Raw genomic sequence first — 21,677 nt, 5'->3', positions numbered from 1 at the left:
CATGCTTTTTTACCAGTATAGCACCCTTCGTTTTCTTCATTAATAATTAAATATTGACAGCCTATTGGCTGGTATAGTGCAACGAGGCTGCCGATCCATACCGGCAGCCTCGTTCTAGTTGTTTATTGAGCTATAGTGTCCCGTTAGTTCAGCAGATTTTTATTTTTCACTAGATTGTCTGTTTGGTGGATCAGATCATGTAACAGGCTTAGAGCTTTCTCCAAACCGGCTTGCTCTTCTGTCACTAAGGTCAATATCTTGTTTATTCTATGAGAGTAATTGCTTGGGACCATGCTAAAAGTATCGACCATAGCAGCGGCTCCTTTTTCGTTCATCCAATATGTTTCATTAAGTGCAAACAAAACCTGATTTAAACAAGAGACTGATCTGAAACAACATCCAGCAAAGTAAGATAAATCATTTTTATAGATACCTTTTTTCCCATTCTCTAAGGAGAAATTTGCTTCCCATAAAAATTTTTGAATTACTGCTTTTTGCAAAACGTGCGAGTATGGACTTGTTCTAGACTTCATTTCTCCAACAAGATCTGTTGGATCCCATAAAATCCTACACAACGCAATTTCAGCTAAATATATAGAATTGATAAATCCGTGAGGATGTCCCGGTTGATAGTCAATTGTGAGATCCCCATTGAGACATTTATCAATTACTTTTGATACTATATTAAGATCACGGTATAAAAAATCGACCGGATGTTGATGCACTTTCAGCCAACCACCACCATTAATCCATGGCCCCCATCCACCGATTTCTGTTATTAAATTGACTCTATTATCATCATCCAAGGTGGAAGCTATCCGATCAAGGTGGAAAATATCTAACCCATTGTTTAGGTTATAATAAATTCCAATATCAATATCAGAGTTGGGGTTTTCAGTCCCCCTAGCTCTTGAACCACCTAGAACCAAAGCCTGCACACCATCGATTTGCTTAAGACAATCAATAATTTTGGAAATAATACTTTGCACATCCATACCTCTCACTCCGTTCGAATATGTCTAAAGCTGCCCGTTATCTTAATGCCTATCAGTACATCTATACAAAAACCTTTATTTTGTGAAGATGTACAAGGAGCTGACGAGACAGCTCCCTATCGTTAGTATAGAACACCAGAGGATACTTGCTTTCGCTGCCCTTGCTTAGCCTGGCATATGCCATTTTGACTTCAGACTCATCATCATAGTTCAAAACAAGACTGATGCTGCGGTTATACGAAACCGGCTCGAATGAATCGGAAATCATTAACGGTTCTCACTTGTTGAATCTATGCCTGAAGGGCTTCAACACGTAATCTCGCGGCAAGAACCGAAACCCAACCGAAGGCAACAATTCCAGCGCTCCCCATAATAACGCCGATCCAAGTGCCGATACTTGAGCCTAAAATAATGAGCACTGGCGCAAGGATACAAGATGCAATACAATAGATACTCCAACCACGCTCGCCTTCTGTAGCAAACCGACGTGCAAAAATAATGCTTGCCGCAATTAGACAAATAAAAGCCGTAAAGAAAGCCACGGAATGGAGTGCTGCATGAACGCTCATCGATGTTGGCATTCCGGCAGAGGCACCTGGGGGAAAGCTGAGGTCAGGATCTGGGCGAAACAGACCTGCCAGGATCATGCCAATCCCATAGATTCCAATGAGCAGCGAACCCCACTTGCCTCCCATACGCCCTCGCAGCAAACGGCGCACTCCAATCGCTGCACATACAGAAAGCAATCCTGTCATGAAGAAATTTGTGCTTTGTATCCATCCCAAATCCCCCAACGTAAGGGTGCTGATGGCGTGGCGCCTGATATCGAATCCTGTACGTGTAAACGATTGAATAATGGCTGCTATGTAGAATAGCGGTGTGGAAACAACGCCACCCATTAGAAGAAGACGAATCGTCCTCGTATTCCGCATATTTGTAAACATAATAATCTTATTCCCCTCTCATTGTCCATTTTATAATCTTGTACAGTCCTTTGAAGTTACTGTGTTCATCGTACGTCTCTTTTTCAGTTAATACTGCTTTTATTTTGATTGGCATCTGAATGGGTAAAAAGACGTCCCATCTCCACTTGCACAACGATGATGGAGACGTCTCTGGTTGAATGAATTCAGATGGTTTTGTTGTTAATTGCCTAACTCGGACTGGTAAATGTGAATCGCGACACCTGTGCTTAGTGTTTTGGCGTCCATGAGGCGCAGTGTAGCCTTTTCGATCCCCTCTCTGAACAGCCGTTGTCCGCGACCTAAGATCACAGGATGGATCCAGAGCCGGTATTCGTCGATGAGATGATGCTTCATCAGCGTTTGTGCAAGATCGCCGCTGCCTACGACAAGCAAGTCTCCGCTAAACTCCTGCTTGAGTTTCGCTGCTTCTTCTGCCGCGTCGCCATGGATGATTGTGGCATTCCACTCCGCATGGCTTAGGGTTCTCGAAGCCACGAACTTCGACATGCCGTTCATCCGATCGGCCAGCCCCCGCATGCCGACCGCTGACGGCCATGTTGCCGCGAAGGTCTCGTAAGTTTTACGCCCCAGAAGTAGTGCTTCAACCGTGTGGGCCTGCTCGACAATGAGTGCCAGGTGCTCCTCACCAACATAGGACCGCTGCCAGCCCCCATACTCGAATTCATAAAGTTCGCCAGGCGCCTGCATGACGCCATCCAGCGTAATGAATTGCTGCATAATGATTTTCCCCATTTTTATCCCTGTCCTTTCGTGTCGTATAGTCGATTCCGACCGTTGCGTATCTCCAGGATGTCTTTCATCCAGGATCAGCTGAACTTTGCCGTTATAGAGACAACGAACGAGTGAACGGCAAATCGACATACACGAGTCAGTAATAATTGGAACGTTGATACTCGGCTTGTTGAATGATCGTACCGTTTCAGGTTAAAGTAAGAAAAAACGCCAAGCCGGATTCAGGGCTTAGCGTATATTTTCGTTAATTACGCGGTAATTAATCGGCTCATATTCTTGTCATCTGACAATATTAAAGTTCGTGATGTGTCACATTTCGTAAGTCGTGATAATTACAAACAAAAGGAGCCTCACTGGCTCCTTTTGTTCTACGAACATTAAAAAATCCCCTTTTGGGGATTATCATAATCTTTTTCGGTCTTCAATACCTTGATATAAACGTTCAATACTGTAACAAGATTAATTGTTGTGCTCTCGATTCTTTCAACTATTTATTCTTCTGCTTTGTAACTTGCTTACCGCCGATGATAAGCATCATAATACCAATTATTGCTAGAATGATCCGAACTAAGAATGGACGCAATGAAAATACAGTTTCACCTTGCCATTGCAATCCGAACAACGTTTCATTCAGCCCCACAATCGCCAATAATGGCTTAAAAAACAAACTCAGCGCTAATAATGCTATTCCCCAAATCATTTTGCTATTCATTGATTCAAAACCTCTTTCCAATTAAGATAAATGAAGATTAGTTCACAAAAAAACGATCTTTCATTGGCTTTTTAGAATTTCATCCCACATTGTCAATTTTTATCAATCTTTGATTGATAATATCCACACAGGTCCATAATTCTCTGTAATAAAAAAGTGTCCACCATCTACCATATGAAAAGTGGCTGCTCTACCTGCATAATATCTCCACTCGCACATGTCATACATTATAGCACTGAGGTCGTTGCGATCAGAATGTTCTTTAGGATCTACTTACCCTAAGCGGCTTACTCATTGTGACACTAACCATCAAACCTCAGTTAAATCAAGTCTTTTATGCGAATTTATGCATATGAAGATTACATACTATTTTGTACATATGTATGTATATCGATTTTTTTTATGGCTTGTGTCACAATCGTCGATAGTTGAACAACAATTTCAAATTAAAGTTATAGATTTCTCTTCGACCTATCACCCTAGGACTTTGCTTTATCTTTTAATGTTTCAATTATACCTTTGGTTATCGCTCTATATGTCGTTAATTCAAATCTCATTCCAGGGCTGCATTAGCCGCTAACCCAAACCTGAGGTGGCGTAAAGTAATCATCATATTCTTTTAAAGCTTCAGGAGATTGTTTCCTTCTCCACTCCCACAAATAAGTTAAATATGTTTCACCTTTACCCATTCTCCAACCAATGCTAAATGGATGAATGTCTGGAAACGTAATCCATTGAGGAAGAAGGAACTCTGGCTCATAGTTCTCCATATTATATCTGATGTTCATCAACAAATTGCCTAACATGTTTTTTCCTTGCCCGTCACCGCCATCTCCCCAATATAAATCATTGGTTGTATGTTCAACAATAATACAATCTCCTGTTGATAAGAGAATGGACTTAACTTTTGGATGTTGTTCTATTTTAGCGACAATAGCTTCCCGCATAATGTTAACTTTGCACTCTTCCCAATCTTTACGGAAACGTGATTGAATGTTTCGAAAAATTCGAGAAACAACCATATGGCTTATTTATTTCATAAAAATTGATTACCTTCTTATCAGCATTTCTGCTTAAAAGATTCCGTTTATTTTCTTCAATATTCTTTAATAATTCTTATGCATTTTTTACAATCTCATCCAAGAAACTTCCCCCATTCTTCATTCGACTTATAAACGATATTTCTATTTTTCTAAATTTATTCTAGATGTGATTGAGCTATCCTGCTCGTTGGCTTAAAGAAGTAACGTCAGTCTAATTCTTTATTTTATTCTGACAATGGCGCTGCATACTGTCGAACGTTTACCCCTGATTGCGGAGCGGGCATTTACTAAGTAAACCGCAGGATGCATGACAGGAATGCCATACTTTGCTGTTTCTTTTATAAGATTCGCTTCTACAGCCAGAAGTAGAGTATAGTAGGAGAAGTTAAAAATTTATTCCAGGAGGCTACAGCCATGTCACAGGAGATTTGGATTAACCTACCAGTCAAAGATGTTGAGAAGTCAACTGCCTTTTTCAATGAGATTGGATTCCATGCGGTCAGCGTTGGTAACGAGAGAGCCAAGCTTGCCATAGGCCAAACAACGATTCTGCTGTTCCCGGATGCCGCGTTTGAGAAATTTACCGGTTCAAAAACCGCAGATACTTCCCGTTGCGCAGAAGTAATATTTTCCATTGGTGCTGGAAGCAGAGAAGAAGTAGATACCTTTATTCAAAAAGTAGAGTTTGCCGGAGGAAGCATCTTTGGCAAGCCGAGTGAAAATGAGGGCTGGATGTACGGCGCAGGATTTGCCGACTTGGACGGTCACCGTTGGAATCTACTGTACATGGATGAGAGCAAAATGCCGAAACGCTAATATGGTAGCGCCGGTCACCTGCTAAAGGTCACCGGCGTTTTTGTCTTATTTCAGACAGTTTTTTCGATTTCCTCTAAAAACTCTGGAGAAATTGCCCACCCATTTTCGTCCCATAGAAACATAATACAAAATAATGACCGGCACCTTGCCCGAGAGTACCTTCAATTCATCAAGCAATTCTCCCAGTCGTTCAAAACCGTTCTACTCATGCGCAATACTCTCCAATATCCCGTACGGTTGGTTCCTTCGTAGAAAAGCCTAAACGACGCTGGCTCCTTTAGCCACATCTAATTCTACAATAGACTCCATAACACACTCCAAAATTATAAAGCTGCCGTTACTCCCACAATGATCCCAAACCAATAGCTTCGCTACTGATTTATTGAGCTATCGTTTCCCATCAGATGAACAAACCAGGGTTCATTTACAATTGTCTGTTAGAGTTTTAATATTCAAGAGCAAGAAAATGTTAAGCTTACCAATCGTGTCGTGGACATACAATCATCGAACAACCCAAAGCTCATCAACTGGCCCATATTTCACGTGAAATCCTACTCTCTTCATGCCTTCTCATGCATGTTCGTGAGTTTATTTCCTATTGTAAAGTCTTCGGGGATGAGTCAATATAATAGTCAATAAGTGGTAAAATTTGACGTCGTGCGGTCTTTCAGCAAAAATATAGCTAAAAAATTATGGAGGTGAAGGATACCTATGAGGGAAGCTACAGAGGGACAACATGAGCACAGTGAGATGCTGCCCTTGTTCTCCACCACGGATAGAGGCGGACGAATGACTGCGCTGCTGCCGGGACGTGGCGTCGGACGCGCGACTCCGCTGCTGCCGTGGCTGTTCGCAGCTGCTGCACTGTGGGCGCTGACAGGCTCCGTGCCGTTTGGTGCTCTACTTGGTCTTGCGCCAACACCGGCAATCAGCATGCTCCTCGGTCATCCGGTCACGGTGGGCGTCGCCGTGGTGTTGCTGTTCGTCGCAATCGGTGTGACTGGCGGAGTGTACTCGCGAGCGGTAGAACAGTTCGGACAGACCAGGGTCGCCGGCCTCTTCGTATCGCTAGCGATTGCAGGAGGACTCGTCGTAATCGCTGGAGTCTTACTGATCTGGACGCTGGCGAGCGATCCGTCGCGCCCCTTCAACCTTGAGGCCATTGGGACGTCGCCGACGATCCCGCTAGAGCTGGGCGCTGTCATCGGAGCCTGCTTTGCCCTCTGGGCCGCCATTTCGCTCTTACGGTTGCCCGGATCGATCACACATGTCCGGCTGCGTCAGAGTGACATCGAGCGCCTCCGAGTAGAGGGCAACTCATTCATCGGGACACTGACCACGGTGAGCTTCACGAACTGCTGGCTCTTCGATCTTCCGATATTCAAGGTCGAGGTAGGTTACATCGTCGCCGGTACTCCTCGGGTCGTTTCAGCGCACATGCGCACCAGTGCCGACCGCGTTCCCCTCGTAGGCTCGCGCATGCTCGTGCTGACCGACGATAGCGGAACTACCCACGTGGAGGTGGACCTGTCCAATGGAGCGACATTTGAGCCGGACGTGACGAAGTACGCCGCACCGACCGACTGAAGCTTCGGCCGGTGCACTCTCCATGAGCTTCACTTCCGCTTACTCCCGTGCTCATATCATGCAGTTTTCCTGCACAACACGAGCACACTTGCTCGTCTTCGCTTTTTTGAAGGTTCAATTTCATTTACAGGAGCGGTCAAGAATTGCTTTGCTTGATGGGATCATGGTGATACCTCCAAATTTCAAGAAAAAAAAGCTGAGTGGTTCGTACTCATCCACTCAGCTCTTAGCGTTATTTTACAATAATTTGTATAACATCACTTACCGTTGTTCCGCTTCCATTCATAAACTCACCGCGATATTGATAAATGCCAGGAGCTTTTCCCGAAATTTGTGTATTAGCCGATTGGGCATTTGGTGAGTGTGAAGATAAAGATTGCGTTTCAATAAGTTCGTCATTTTCATATAATCGATACTGTGCTGCGTTCGTGCCCCACCACATATTTGCAGTAATGGTATAGTTCCCGTCTTGATCCCAGTTGTCACTGGATAACACAGGTTTGCCAGGATTCGCATCAGCCACGGTGACAGTATGTGGATCACATGAAGTCGTTCCATACAAATTCGATAACTCACATGTATACACATAGGTTCCATTTGGCTTGCCTTGAATTGGAATTATGGAAGTTTGGGCAGTTGGCGAATCAACGGGCAATGACTTCGTTTGGATCAATTGGCCATTCTCGTACAACTTATACAGAGAGCCATTGGTCCCCCACCACATATTCATCGCAACGTCATAATTGCCATCATGTAAGCCTGTCGCAACACCGCTATTATTCGAAAGTATCGGTTTACCTGGAACCTCATTCACAATCAGCTCAGGACTAACGGAATGCCGTTCGAATTTGACTGCATCAACCCTCGTATAGATCATATCGGCAGGAAGTGTTGGCGGGTCTACCGTTGTAGGAGTAACCCTGGTTAAACGAACATACTCGCTGCCGTCTCCTGCAAAGTCGAACGTTCCTAGATTAACCCAACCTGATGAGCCAACTGTTGCATCGATATAGGTGACCTCGGTACCTGATTGATGCTTCACTTCCACTTTGACATAATTATCGTTTGCCGTCGTATGGACGATCTTGTAGATGGAGACCGTATATTTTCCCTCTGGAAACTGGCCTTTCCACGTTGCTGATGATCCTTGAACGGTAGAGTAACGGGACTTAACCCCAATTTTGTATCCGGCTAAGTTGCTTTGGCTCCAAGACCCTTCTGTCGTGTACAACCCCGTTGTATTTGTACTGTCGACGATAACCGTTAGGTCCTTGATCGTGATGATCAAAGGCGGTGTTGTTAAGGTCACTCCGTCAATCGTTACAGTCGCCCATACCTCAATGTGATCTGTGTCTCCATCGAGATTTAGAAGGGTCAACCTACCGCTGCTGTCTACTTCAGCCAGATCCGTACGATCAAGGAAATACTGCACTTTGGCCTGTGTTAGATCACCGATCAAACCATTATCCAAATAGCCGGTTACGCTCAGTTGTGCGGTTTGAGTCATCTGCAGCTCGTTCCGATCGGATAGGATCACTGCAGACTCCAATTGCGGCATCCTGTTTGGGTCTACCCACATGATCGCATCGGCAACTACCCGTGACTTGTTGGCCTTATTGGTTAGTTCCACGTACCCGCTATCCCCTGCTGCAAAAGGATAATCGCCTAGGTGCACCCAAGTACCATTCGCCGCTGTCTCATCAACGGTAACCGAATCAGAGCCCCCGCTATAATAAACGGCAAATGAGGCATTCGTTGCCCAGTTTTCACTCGCAGCCGTGATTTGCGGAAGCTTGTAATACACACTGTAAGTAACGGTATCCGGCAGCTCTGGCCGCCATATAATTTTGCTATTCGCTGTGCTGGTCGTCGATTTGGCATACACATAGTTATCGTAGTAATAGTCGTTAGCCGTTGTATCCCTTATCCAGACCCCTTCTGTCTCCGCCTCCGTATTATCTACAATGATAGATAAACCCTCCTGCCAATCGGGTTGGACTGGAGTTTCGGATACTTTATCAGGCAGATAGAGTGTACGTTTGCGAGTTTGTTTCCCGTCTGATTCCACGTAATATGTGAAGGTTTGAGATAAGTCGTTCACCCGTATAGTCCATTCCATCGGATATATCGTATCTGGGATGGTTGTATACGTAGCCCCGCCATCCAAGGAATAATGGATTGTCGCTGGTTTCGTCGTTTTTGCCTGTACATAGGCATCATAAACCATTTCGTCGGGCTTGACGATTAGCATCCCTTTAACCGCATCGATTGGACTATGGATATCAAAGAAATAGCTTGCATCCGATGTATCAGCAGCTCTAACCTGATGCAGCGGCACATCAATCTGGAGTCCCTCTACAATGATAGCGGTTATCCCTTTGCTTGAAACCGTAGCTTGAATGATTCCGTTACTCATAACCGCTTGTTCTGGTGTGCCATTATCGCGGATGATGGTTACGGTATAATCTTGTGACGGGTTGAACCCAATGATTTGCGCATTCAATTCAATCGAAGTCTGAACTTCATCTGACGATGCGTTGCTTAGTCCGATATAAAATTTATCCCCGCTCTCTCCCGTTATCCAGTTCAATTGAGGATCGTTCGTCTGGATAATGCCCTTGGGCATCCAGAGCCAAACGTCGGAATTACCGTAGAAATGACCTGGTTTATTGCCATAAAGGTGATATTTGAACCATAAAAAATTCGTTTCGAATACGGAAGGAAATGTAATACTCCCATTTGATTTCAATGATTGCTCGCTGATCAAATAATCCATTGTTTGCCCGAGCTGCCCCGGTATATGGTGATAATAGATAGATGTAGCCCCGCTAGGACCTTCCAGAGGAAAATCCGGTTCAAGTTGGCTAACGGCAAATCCCTTATAGTAATAACCTGGATAGCTGGAATATCGACCAATAACCGAATTATGAGCGATATCCTGCAGTAGTTTATCACCTGTATAGAGCGACAATCGCAGCATAAATGGAGCTTCCTGAGCATTCATCCGATAATAACCGGTTGTGCTTCCTGCTTCAAATGTTAATCCGTTCGGTGAAACGAGCCAGCTATCCGCTTGTACGCCTCCTGCTACATCTTCTGGGAGCTTGCTCCTAGGATATTGGTATTTACCGCTTTCCGGCCAATGGAACGACTCCGCGTAATTATACGTTTCAGGCTGCGGAATCGTAACGGTACCTTCAGGAACTGGACGAGCAACGAACATGGTGGCATACCGTTTGGCTTCCTTATAAGCGGCATTCAAGTATTTGGGATCCTGTGTTTCCTCGTAAAGCTCCAAAATCTCCATCCACAGCTTGCTATAATAATAAATGAATTCATTTTTACTCACATTTACGGATTCAGGAGTATCGATATGCTGCAGGATATAACTGTCAGCTGCATCCTTGGCAGCTTGTAAATACTGCGCATCTCCCGTCATCCGATACATCATCAGGGGCTGGATGACAGGACCTCGGTCTTTCTGGTCAGGATCACGCACGAGGTACTCTTCCTGTGCCAGCGCCCCAATTCCTGCCGAAGTGCCCATCATCTGATTGACAGCGGCTACGCTTGAAACATCGAACGGCAGGGTGGCCATTTTCCATAACGAAGGCACGCCGTATACTTTCTTCTGCGTCGGCGACCAACCGATGCCATTTCGCGATACGCCATACTGGACGGACGGCAATGCTCTCGTATCGTAAAGCTGGTCATCCCCAGTCAAATAATAAGCCCCCAAAAGAACTGCATTCGAGCTTGTTCGAACGCTATCCTCGTTTTCGATATCAATAAAGCCCTTGGCTCGGCTCCACCACCCGCTGGGTGACGGGACATACTGAACGGAGTCGTCCCCTTGCGGCTCTATCTTAAGCAGATCGATCATATTGAACATCGCGTCAGTAAGCGACTGATCTGATACATTTTCCCGGTATGCCGAATAACCGTACTCATTGCGAAGAATATCTGCGTAGGACTCGTAAAGATTGCTTTTTTGTGCGATTAGCCCCATATGAAATTGATAGGTGTTTTCTGCGCTCATTTGTGAATAAGTCCCTAACTGAGGAGCATATAGAATTGGCTGCACGCTGCCTTCGTTGTTGACAAGGCTCATGCCAAGCCGTTGTTTCGTAACGCCTCCCGTCGGTTCAAATTCAATCGGAAGCTCTTCCGAAGGTACAAATACCCCATACGTCAAAGGATTCCCCGCGCCGTCATTCTTCTCCACCAGACTCATCGGAGCGCTCAGCTCCCGAAGGCTTGTGGATTCCACCGTACCTACCATTTTTGCATGTGACCTAAATCCATTTAACACTTCATTGACGCCAGAGATTTGCTCTGTTGTGAAGGACTGATAACCAATCACATAATTGCCATCGCGGCGAGGCGTGAAGGCGAAGGAAACATCTGGTTTATCCCCTGCCATGGACCAGTTCACTTCAAAATCGTAATCACTGCCATGCATAGAATCGGTTAAAACCGCCGTGTGGCTGTCTGGAAAATGGATCCCGTCGAATGTAATCCAGCGTTTGTTCATCGTATCGTAGTAATTGGTTCGGCTCCCCGCATTCCCATCCAATAAAACCCATTGCTCCTCAAGTCTTTCCGACACATTATTTATTGGCATCCAGCTCCCTGTGTCCGTGTTCTTGTAGAACATGTCACGAACGATGGATTTGCCTCCATCCCATGCTGCCTCATAGAAGGTCGCCTTATAATTTGCATTTTCGATGCTGCCTTTTTCTGTGTAAATGAGATTCGCTAATGTGCGGCTCCGCAGCGCGGGCAACGGCGGAGCTTGCTGACGGATATTCCCTTCAAATTTGACTGCATCGGCCCGAGTAATAATCGTACCCGTCGTAGGTTGCATTCGAGTCAGCCTGACAAATTCGGTATCATCACCACTAAAATAATACTCCCCCAAATCCACCCATCCGACCGATGGACCCGACGTAGGTCTAAGATCCATAAACAAAACATCCGTAATCCCGTTGTGAACAATCTCAATCTTTACATTACTATCTGCTTTATCCGCCCAATCAAGCTTATAGAACGATATTCTCGCCGTCCCTGCCTCCAAGCGTGGATTCCAAGTGATGCTTCTACCTACTGCGTCCGTATATTTGGAACTGGAATTATTGTATCCCTTCACTCCCGCACTTGTGGTCCAATAAGGCGAGGAGAATCCATTACTCGCGTTACCTGCATCTACGGTGACGATATGATCAATCGTGAGGCTTCCATCATCAATAATGATCGTCTTATGCGGCTCTTTCTGCTGAATATTCCCTTCGAACTTGACCGCATCAGCTCGCGTAAGTATCGTACTCGTGGTGCTGGTAGACCGTGTCAATTTAACGAATTCTTCACCAACTCCGGAAAAATAGTATTCTCCCAAATCAACCCATCCCGCAGGAGCGCCAGATGAGGGTCTCAAATCCAGATAGACTACATCCGTCGTTCCATTATGAACGATTTCGATTTTTACATTGCTATCAGCCTTATCCTCCCAATTAAGCTTGTATAACGATATTTTCGCTGTTCCTGCTTCCAAGCGCGGATTCCATGTTATCGATCTGCCAGCTGTACTCGTATATTTGGAGCTGGAATGATCATACCCCTTCACCCCTGTGCTTGTGGTCCAATTTGGAGCCGAATATCCATTGTTCTCGTTAACCGCATCAGGTGTCACAACATCATTGATCGTGATGCTTCCATCATCGATGATAATCGTCTGATAAGGTAAGGTCTCCGCATAAGCGGTCGTTATTCCAACCAGGCTGAAAGGAACTACTATCGTCAACATGAAAACGATGAAGAAAAACAGCTTCCTTTTGACCAAACCACTCACAGCCTTTCCTATAAATGATAACGCTTCCAAAATAATAATGCCCCCTTTGCTTGAATGTTCGTAAAAAGCAATTAGCCTTTTCCATCAGCTAATCCAGCTCCTTCGTTTTTATCATAGCACGTCACATCATCTTGAAATTTCTTTCATTTTAACAATTTCTTATAAGATTTTAAGCGATAAGAAACGGCTTCGCCGTCATATGTAAGTGGAGGGTATCCGTTTCTCATAGAAATAGAATAATACTTTATCGCCTAAAACTTATAAAGTCTTCTATCAAAAATTCATATGTCTAAAAAAGAAACCTACATCCTAATTGACCGCTCAATCGCAGTCAGATAGAATGTAGGTTTTCCAAGTGGACAAATCTATTATAATGGCGGCTGCACCACTAACAGCTTCCCAAGCTGAATGACCGTTTGATCATACCAAGCTGGATGCTGCCGAACATGCTCCATACTTTTAGCATTGCCGCTTTCCTCAAACACGGCCGCTTTGTCTGTCTTCTCGTGATCGACTTCGAAGCGAACCGTATGTTTCCCATTCGGCAGCTCCGGCAAGAAAACATATTGATTTCGATTATGATCGTTATAGGGTGTGAATCGATCGATAAGGAAGGGTTCGCCTCCATCAACTGACACCTTCAATCGGCCAGAATCAGGCCCCCCGATATCGAATAACCCGATATGGGTCCCCTCGAATTGCACCGTGATAGCCTCTCCAGGATCGACAGCTCGCCATAGGCCAGGAAACAACCAATTGTATTCGCGCACTAACGCAAAATCATCGGGGGTCATGTAAGACCATCCTTCCGAAAAAAGAGTAAGATTATCCAGCGGCAGCATGGCTGCATACTCCCAAGGATTAGCCGGAACCAACGGATTCCGAGGCAAGTGATATTCGAGTCTTCCCTGATGATCGCGTAGCTCGCTTATTTTCTCAAATGACCGGGTAATCGTATCCGTATAAATCTGATGCCCTTCGGGAATTGTCGGATGGACCGAATCATGTGTAAAAATAACGGCTCCTGGATTGGACTGATCTGCCCTTGAGGTGAAAATGAGCTTTCCATCGGAAACCAATTGACTGACCGCTACGCCCAGATGAATGGAAGGAATACCGTAATAATCGGCCACCTCCTCTTGCATAATAGCCCCTTTCTGGTATTCGCCGGCTTGAAATAAGGCCACATCTCGCTCCTTTATCGTATAAACGAACAAAATGTCGGTGAACGGGCTTCGTTTGCGGATCTGTCGGACAATTCCTTCGATCCGCGCCTTGGATTCAGGGACTCCGCCATCGTTACCAACAAATTCGACAAACACAAGATCAGGCTGATGACGCAGTACATCCGTCTCCAAACGTGCGCAGCCGAGGTCTGATCCTGTCCCATCAATGCCTGCATTCACAGAGCGGATTTCCGCATTGGGATATTTACCTCGAAGCCAATCTCCCGTCATGACCCTATATCCTTGAGAACGCGTATTGCTGCCGCCAAAATAGACGATTGTCACGGTTTCCCCATTTTCCAACTTCGAAATGACATTAGGCAGCCCTCTTCGAGGGAATAGTTCCTTCATCGCGACTTCACCTGCCTTCACTTATTAATTTCGGAGCAAAGCATTTTACAGCAAACACTTCATAGTAAGGAGAACCGTAGGTTGCGCAGAAATGAATCCGGATTCGGGTTACGCGTTTCGCATCCACCTTATGTTTATTCAGCGTGAGATAATTACCGCGGATGATGATTTCACTCTCGGTTCCGTCTTCGAAGGTCAAGGTCACATCATAATCTTGGATAAGGAGCTCGATCGGATCGTCGAAATGCTCCAAATCCAGCCGTGAATTGAACACAAGATGGATTTCTTCCACATTTTTGGGGCTTGCAAAGCAGAATTCCAACCATTCCTGTCCTTCTGTACGTTCAGATATCCAACCGTTCGGCTGACCATAAGGTCTGGAGAAGCCATTAACGACATTCTCTGGGCTATACATATTTTGGGATGGCACCAGGTCTTTGAAGCAAATGCTTTTATTAAGCTTCTTCAGCTTTGACGGAACTTCTGGCCTATAATGGAAGCTGACCGCTCCTGTCAACTTCTCTTCATTTCCGTATACAGCAAGGCTCGCCGCACCTTCCAGTACAATGTAGATTTTGTCGTCAGCCGGCTTCTTGCAGCTGAGGTCCAGCGTTATCCAGTCGTCATAACCGCCTGCAACAACCAAGGGATAGTCTTTCAGCTCGCTGGTGGGAATATAGTTTTCCTTCCGATCTCCGCCAAATAGCTTGACTTGCAAAGTCTCCGGATGCTCGGACCTATTTTTAATTTTGATCCGTACGCTTTCTGCTACGGATGTCTGAATCGGCAAGACCAAACATAACGCGTTCTCCAAGGAAATCTCTTCGGTTGAATGAAGATTATCATAGCTACGCTGAGACGAGGCATGAATCGTTAATCCGTCAGCGAAATAAGGATCCAACTCCTCTTGAAGCCCTACAATCGTTTGCCCGTCTCGAAGCAGCTGCGCTTGAAGCTCACCCATATGGGCTGTGACTATTTCCGCGGGGTCTGCCTCGTATTTTAAGCATAACGCAGCAGCCGTTCCTACCGCCTGCCCCATACAACCGCAGGTTGCCATAACCCTTGTAGACCCGAAAGCGACATGGGTAGCGCTTATATTGCGGCCAGCGAACATGAGATTTGGAATATTGCGTGAAAATAAGCTGCGGAAAGGAATATTATACAATCCCGGCACGAAATTCCACGCTGTAGCCGGCCCATCATCGTAGATGCCTTTATTCGCATGCAGATCCATATACCAGCCTCCAACGGATACTGCATCCTCGAAATGAGGTTTTGCTGTAAGATCGTTCTGAGACAGCATATGCTCCCCTATGAACCGCCTCGACTCCCGCTTTCCCGGAATCGGGCATACATAATCCAAGATGAGATTGTCCACATCATCAAACTCGCCGCTATTTTTGATATAATCCCAAATCCCGTATACCAATTTCCGTAGTTCCAATGCGATGTCTTCGTTATTCTTTATAATATCCATATGCCCGCCGTATTCGAGCCACCACAATCCGCCAAGTCCATTGATTTTCCTTGGAAAAGAGCGATGGTTTAAGCCTTTTCTGATACTATCGAAAAAGGGCAACTTCGTAATATCATACGCAAAGCCAGGTCTTTTGTAAGGAACGGAATAGTCTACGTTACGGGCTTGAAACAAAATCGTATCGCCCATGGTGTAATGGTCCGCCACTTCGGGAGCCAAATCCTCGTTGTATTCATGCTTCGCCTCTCTTCCCCATCGGAAGTGAGCACCTGCTTGATATCCAACAATGCCATCGCCGGAGCAATCGATATAGGTTCGGCTTTCAAAACGAAATTTTCTTTCAGAAGCGAGTTGAAGGCCTTCCACCCATTTAATTCTGTCGTTTTCCATCCCCGTTTCATGCACGCATGTATTGAGGAATAGAGAAATATTAGGCTCAGCATAAACCATGTCGAGCAAGACCGTATCCGAAAGCGAAAGCATAAGCTTCTTGTTGTATAACGGATTATAATGAAAGATCTTCAGCTTGAGTTCTTCTACCAACCCGCCCTCACGAGCATAATAGGATGGACTGTTTCCGAGATATGCCGACCCGTTGATATGAACCCGGACCTCGCTGCTCGCATTTCCCCCAAGAACCGGCCGATCATTAATTAGTGATACCTGCAGCCCTTGGCGTGCGGCAGCAATAGCAGCACAAATTCCAGCAATACCTCCGCCTACGACGGTTACATCTGCTTTTATAAGCTCCATTTTGATAACCTCCATGATTAGATCCTTCTATCATGGTAATTGTTTTGATCCCTTTTTTTTTACATGATTTCGCGAAAAAATCATACATTTTTTGCAACCTTATTTGGATTCGTACCGCGTTATTTTTATCCGGTATTGCTTAGGAGTCTCACCCGTATACTCTTTAAATAGTTTGCAAAAGTAACCTTCATTTACGATTCCTACTTCCTCGCACAATTCCAATAAAGAATAATCCTGAACATTTAACAGCTCTAGAGCTAATTGGATTTTTTTACGGTTGATGTAGCTGATCACGCCTTCGTTCATCGTTTTTTTGAATAAGCTGCTAAAATACGACGGAGCCAAATTCACATCCTCGGCAATAGCCTCCAGCGTTAAACGCTGTTTCAGATTTTTCTCTATAAACTGCATAGCACTCATGATTTCTGCACGATGTAATAGTTGTCCAGCATGTACATATTCGAATGTGAAGTCGCCAATATAGGCAAGTTGGTCCTGAAATGCCATAAATTCCATGGGGAATTCAGCTGCTTCTGTGGCCAGCTTGTTCCCTGATTTAAACTTCAACGTAATGTCTCTATACAAGTCTCGAAGCATAGGTGCCATGATAGACTTTTGGATTTTATGGTCTGAAACAAATTGGTTCAAATCAGCAAGTTCTTTATCCAGCTCTTCCTTGGAAATCTTCCTTTTCACCCATATAAGAAAATCAGCCAGTTTCTGCTGAAATTCTGCTTTTTTGTCATTATGGTAATGGAACCGATGCATGGGTGTTTTTACGACTTTCTCAGTATGATAGTAGAAATCCTCACTCACATTTTTAGCTTCCGTGTACGCTTGTTTGATCGATTCCCATCCTCGATGCGGACCTCCGAAAGCGACGGATACCCTTTGATTCAAATATTGTTGCAAATGAGAGACGATCTGCCCTCCTAATGATTGGCAAGCATATTCCGTTTCCATATCACTGCGGTTATTTTCCCAGGAAAGAAAGCCAATAAAACGATTATCGGACAGATCCGCAGCTACGCCGCTTCCACCATTCATCACCGTTTCCTCGATTACATTCGTCATCGCATATTTCAAGATGTTTTGATCAGCTGCTGAGTATTCGTTCCGGAAACTTTCATACGTATTCATTTCAACAATGAAGCAGCAATAGTTGGCTTGAAAGAAATGGAACTGCATGCGATTGGCAAAATCCGATGCCCGATGGGAAGGAATTTCGCCTCTGATCAGTTCGTTAAAAAATTGCTTGCGGACTCTATATTTATTTTCAAGCACGGATACGTTTAACGATTGAAATTCCGCTTCTTTTTTCTTCACCTCATTTAAAATCCCAGCCGCCTTAGATAAGGCCCGATCCAAATCCGCTTCCCTCAGCGGAACTTTAACAATGTACTCCAATACGTTGGCATGAATAGCTCGCTGAGCGTATTCAAAGGATGAATAGGCGGTCAAAAGGATGTATTGGGTATGGGGGAGCTCCGGCTTTAGCTGCTCAATCATGGAGATTCCATCCATTTTCGGCATAACGATATCGGATATTACGATATCCGGCTTAAGCTTTAAAATTTCCTCGATCCCATTCAGACCATTATTCGCTTTTCCCACTAGAACAAATCGCTTATCCCTATGGGAGAGCTCGTTAAAAAACAATTCCAATCTTTGAATGATTAGGTCTTCATCGTCAACAATGAAGCAGGTATAGTTTCTCACCATTATGTTTCTCCTTTTAGCAAGTCTGCTGGGAATATGGCGCGTACACGGGTTATTTTCTTAGGTATGCTAACGATTTGGAGCCCGTATTGTTCTCCATAGTGAAGTCTAATTCGGCCATGAATATTATTTAAACCGATTCTTTTCCTTTTCACTTCCACATCACTCGGTTCTGAAACTAAAATACGCTTTATTTTATCAGGTGGAATTCCCTCGCCTTGATCAATGACTTCGATGATGACGATGCTGCCCTCCCTGTACGCATGAATCGTTATCGGGCCTTCGATCCCTCCTCCGTTATAGCCATGGAAGATGCTATTCTCCACAAGGGGCTGCAGCAGCATTCGAAAAACGGGGAAATCTATTAACCCTGCTTCGATATTTTCAATCAAGTGGAAGTTTCTGTTATAGCGGATGTTCTGGATTTCGATATAGTCCGCTACATTTCGTAACTCCTGGTGTAGCGAAACCTTCTCTGAAGCGTCATCAATCCCGTATTCCAATAATGAAATGAGCGATCCGATCACCACATCTACTTTCTCTATTTGTCCGAGACGAATAACATTGCTGATCGAACCAAGCGTGTTATACAGAAAATGAGGGTTGATTTGAGACTGCAGCACTTGAATCTCCAATTTCCTCTCAAGCTCATTATGAACCTCCGCTCGTCGTATCAATTCTACAATTTGCTGCAGCATACGGTCGAAGGCTCGGGAGAGATCTCCGAACTCATCGTTTCGGTTAATCGTTATTGTCGTTGTAAGGATGCCTTGTTCCACTCGTTTCATTTTTGATTTGAGCGCAAAGAGCGGAGTCCTTATATACTTGGCAATAAAAAAAGAAACGAACAAACTTAAGAGAAGACCTGCGGCTAGAAGCTCGATATAATAGGTTTCCAATCTGGACAAGGCGGCTTTCAAGCGTGATTCATCATTGATCGAGATAATGGTCCAATTAAATTTCTCCGTCGGTTTTTTCAATAGGGAGACCGGCAGGCCATCCTTGGTATGCAGTTGAAGGGTTGTTTCTGCCGTATCCAGAATTTGTTCTGCTGACGTTTCCCCGATTGAAAAAGTATGATCTTGAACATTCAGCGGTCCTCTATTTTCCGAAAATCCGGCAATGATCTTACCCGATGCGGTGATCAGAGCCAAATTCATTTGTTCCTGCTTATTAATCTTGAACAAGGTTTCTTCAATAGCATTTAGATCCAAATCTACGGCAATGGCCATCGGAAATGGAGCGCCATTCAGATATCGAACCATCGTAACTGTCCAGCCGGAATACTTTGATTTGTAAGGATCACTGACGAAGGTCGTCCTTCTGTTCTTGTCGGCCGCATGAAATAAAGGCTCTCTTTCCGCTAACGGTTCATCAAAAATACGGGTAGGCGTGCTTCCGCCTACAATGGATAAATCGCTTTTGATCAAATAAATATTACTGACGTAATTGCTGTTGAGTTCATATAGCTCTCTTAATTGCTTTTTGATTACTTCCGTATTGTCTATGTTGGCTTTCACCGATGTTTCGACCGAGAACAGGATCGTCTGGAAGGAGGAAAAATTAACGGTGAAATACTGATCGACCTTGTCGAGTATTTGGTTGGTGTAGAAGATGTCATTGGTTCTTATTTCCTTTTGGACATAGCGATAGGACAATTGGCTTATCAAGATTATGCAGCCTAATACAAACGCAAACACGATAAAAAATAATTTTAAAGGCAAGCTGATTCTTCTTCGCATTGCGCATCTTCCTTTTTGAGTCTGTATTAAAATGACAATAAAGAGAGGGGCTACGATTAGCCACTCTCTTCGTTCATTTACTTGATTAAGCCTGCTTCTTTAAATTGCTTGATTGCTGTTTCCTTATATTTCTTCATGTCAAACTTGGTATCCAACGTTTGGAGGAAATTGTCCCAATTGGATAGAGGGTCTTTGCCCGTCATAAATTTGACTAAGCTTTCATTAATGAAACGCGAACGGTCAGTTGCCAAGGTATCGCTAGGGTCTGCGGTCAATAAGTTTCCAGGCAACGTTGGCCCCACATATTGCTGATTGTTCACGAAAGCTTCTGCCGTCTTAGGATTCTGGAAACTGAAGTACTCGGCATCGTCACCACGGCGCGGCATTCTGTAATGATCGACCCATAAGTACTTTTCTTTCATTTCCTTCGATAATTCGGACGTTTTATTTTTGATCTTGCCGTCCACTACATCCCAATGAATTCCTTTGATTCCGTATGCAAAATTCGGATAGGCTTCTTCGTCCGTAAAGAGATAATTCAGCATGGACAAGATCCGAATGATTTTGTCCTTATCCGCTTTCTTGGAGATGGCCCATGAATTGCCTTGGAACGATTTTCTCTCTACGATTTGATCGCCGTAAGGACCTACCATTGGAGGAATCACGATCCATTCCGGCACCTCTCCGCTGATTTCTTTCATTTTCTGCTGATAATCCGGCTCCAGCCTGCGCGCATCCCTGATCATGAAGCCGACTTTCCCTTTAAATAGCTTTTGGTCCAACAAATCAGGCGAGGTCATCGTCACCCAATCGGGGTCTACCACATTGGCTGCCATCATTTTATTAATGTAAGCAAGCGCTTCTTTCATTTTGGGATCGATAAATAGAAATACCGGTTCATTATCTTTTACTTCAATGGCTGATGGAGGATTGACGCCAAACATCCACATCAAGCTATCGAAGCCGTAAGTTTGCAAACTGCCCTCTTTATTCATGCCGCCGATGAATCCGTACGTATCGTTTTTGCCGTTTCCGTCCGGGTCTTTCTCTGTAAAGGCTTTCATGACTTCAAACAGCTCGTCAGGTGTCGTTGGCACTTCCATATTCAGCTTTTTCAACCAATCATTGCGGATGAAGAAGCTTCGGCTGATACCGTTTACATTATCATAACCTGGAACTCCAATAGTTTTCCCTTGATAGGACATCGCCTCCCAGGAGTCGCTGCTAAAACGTTTCTGAAGTTCAGGGAATTGATCCAGATACGGTGTCAAATCCGCAAGAACGCCTTGGTCATAATATTGCGCGAGATCGGACCGACTCTTCAAGAAAAGCAAATCCGGGATATCACCGCCTGCAATAAGCGTATTTAGTTTGGTTGTTGATTGCCCAGCCTGAGGAATCGTCATATCCAAGTCGATGTTCATTGCCTTCTCCAGCATTTGCCGTTGAATGTCTTCATCGCGTGGAGGAATCGGAGCGGCAGCGTTGAACGTGCCTTGGTTAAACATTGTGATTTTCATTTTTTTCGCAAACGGGTTATCCGTAGATGGTGAACTGCTCGAAGCTGTAGGCTTAACCTCCTCTTCTTGATCCCCACATCCCGACAATAGCGTTCCGAGCCCTACAATAGCAGCCAGAATGGCAAATGATATCTTTGTTCTTTGCATATTGACCTCTCCTTTGCTTG

The 21,677-nt window shown here is 44.6% G+C and carries 13 protein-coding genes; 2 read left to right on the top strand and 11 right to left on the bottom strand.

The features are described 5' to 3' along the window. Window positions 1–143: 143 nt before the first annotated feature. The 5 genes from BK120_RS03605 to BK120_RS36360 all read right to left on the bottom strand — a co-directional run bounded on the left by BK120_RS03605 (window position 144) and on the right by BK120_RS36360 (window position 4,447). Window positions 144–995 (bottom strand): nucleotidyltransferase family protein, encoded by an 852-nt coding sequence (locus BK120_RS03605; RefSeq protein WP_076266064.1) that lies wholly within the window; start codon window positions 993–995, stop codon window positions 144–146. Between the two features lie 290 nt (window positions 996–1,285). Then, window positions 1,286–1,939 (bottom strand): DUF998 domain-containing protein, encoded by a 654-nt coding sequence (locus tag BK120_RS03595; RefSeq protein WP_076266062.1) that lies wholly within the window; start codon window positions 1,937–1,939, stop codon window positions 1,286–1,288. A 201-nt stretch (window positions 1,940–2,140) separates the two neighbouring features. Beyond that, on the bottom strand, window positions 2,141–2,698 hold the full coding sequence (locus BK120_RS03590) for a dihydrofolate reductase family protein (protein WP_256710774.1): 558 nt from the start codon (window positions 2,696–2,698) through the stop codon (window positions 2,141–2,143). Window positions 2,699–3,200: 502 nt separating this feature from the next. Continuing rightward, window positions 3,201–3,425 carry a hypothetical protein gene (locus BK120_RS03585; RefSeq protein WP_076266060.1) on the bottom strand — a complete coding sequence of 75 codons (225 nt, stop codon included), beginning with the start codon at window positions 3,423–3,425 and terminating at the stop codon, window positions 3,201–3,203. A 569-nt stretch (window positions 3,426–3,994) separates the two neighbouring features. Continuing rightward, complete coding sequence (locus BK120_RS36360; RefSeq protein ID WP_076266059.1) at window positions 3,995–4,447, bottom strand: NADAR family protein; 453 nt, start codon at window positions 4,445–4,447, stop codon at window positions 3,995–3,997. 435 nt (window positions 4,448–4,882) lie between these two features. Between BK120_RS36360 and BK120_RS03575 the strand changes: the two genes are divergently transcribed. Both BK120_RS03575 and BK120_RS03570 read left to right on the top strand, forming a co-directional pair. Next, a complete protein-coding gene (locus BK120_RS03575) occupies window positions 4,883–5,284 on the top strand; it encodes a VOC family protein (protein ID WP_076266058.1) in 402 nt (133 codons plus the stop codon). 789 nt (window positions 5,285–6,073) lie between these two features. Then, window positions 6,074–6,871 (top strand): hypothetical protein, encoded by a 798-nt coding sequence (locus BK120_RS03570; protein ID WP_256710772.1) that lies wholly within the window; start codon window positions 6,074–6,076, stop codon window positions 6,869–6,871. Window positions 6,872–7,103: 232 nt separating this feature from the next. Here the strand turns inward: BK120_RS03570 and BK120_RS03565 are convergent, their stop codons facing one another. The 6 genes from BK120_RS03565 to BK120_RS03540 form a co-directional block, all read right to left on the bottom strand. Continuing rightward, entirely contained in the window at window positions 7,104–12,749 is a 5,646-nt protein-coding gene (locus tag BK120_RS03565; protein ID WP_076266056.1) for a golvesin C-terminal-like domain-containing protein, read from the bottom strand. Window positions 12,750–13,087: 338 nt separating this feature from the next. Beyond that, window positions 13,088–14,296 carry an SGNH/GDSL hydrolase family protein gene (locus BK120_RS03560; protein ID WP_076266055.1) on the bottom strand — a complete coding sequence of 403 codons (1,209 nt, stop codon included), beginning with the start codon at window positions 14,294–14,296 and terminating at the stop codon, window positions 13,088–13,090. Between the two features lie 7 nt (window positions 14,297–14,303). After that, window positions 14,304–16,529, bottom strand: coding sequence for an FAD-dependent oxidoreductase (locus BK120_RS03555; protein ID WP_256710771.1), 2,226 nt, complete (start codon window positions 16,527–16,529; stop codon window positions 14,304–14,306). 99 nt (window positions 16,530–16,628) lie between these two features. Beyond that, window positions 16,629–18,251, bottom strand: coding sequence for an AraC family transcriptional regulator (locus tag BK120_RS03550; protein WP_076266054.1), 1,623 nt, complete (start codon window positions 18,249–18,251; stop codon window positions 16,629–16,631). Further along, window positions 18,251–19,990, bottom strand: coding sequence for a sensor histidine kinase (locus BK120_RS03545; protein ID WP_076266053.1), 1,740 nt, complete (start codon window positions 19,988–19,990; stop codon window positions 18,251–18,253). Before BK120_RS03545 ends, BK120_RS03550 begins: the two co-directional genes overlap by 1 nt. A 77-nt stretch (window positions 19,991–20,067) precedes the next feature. After that, window positions 20,068–21,657, bottom strand: a complete 1,590-nt coding sequence (locus BK120_RS03540) for an extracellular solute-binding protein (RefSeq protein ID WP_076266052.1) — start codon at window positions 21,655–21,657, stop codon at window positions 20,068–20,070. Window positions 21,658–21,677 lie beyond the last annotated feature (20 nt).

This window comes from Paenibacillus sp. FSL A5-0031, assembly GCF_001956295.1.
In the GTDB taxonomy this organism is placed as follows: Bacteria; Bacillota; Bacilli; order Paenibacillales; family Paenibacillaceae; genus Pristimantibacillus.
Note: the sequence above shows the minus strand (reverse complement) of the source record. Positions and strands in the feature narration are given on the sequence as shown.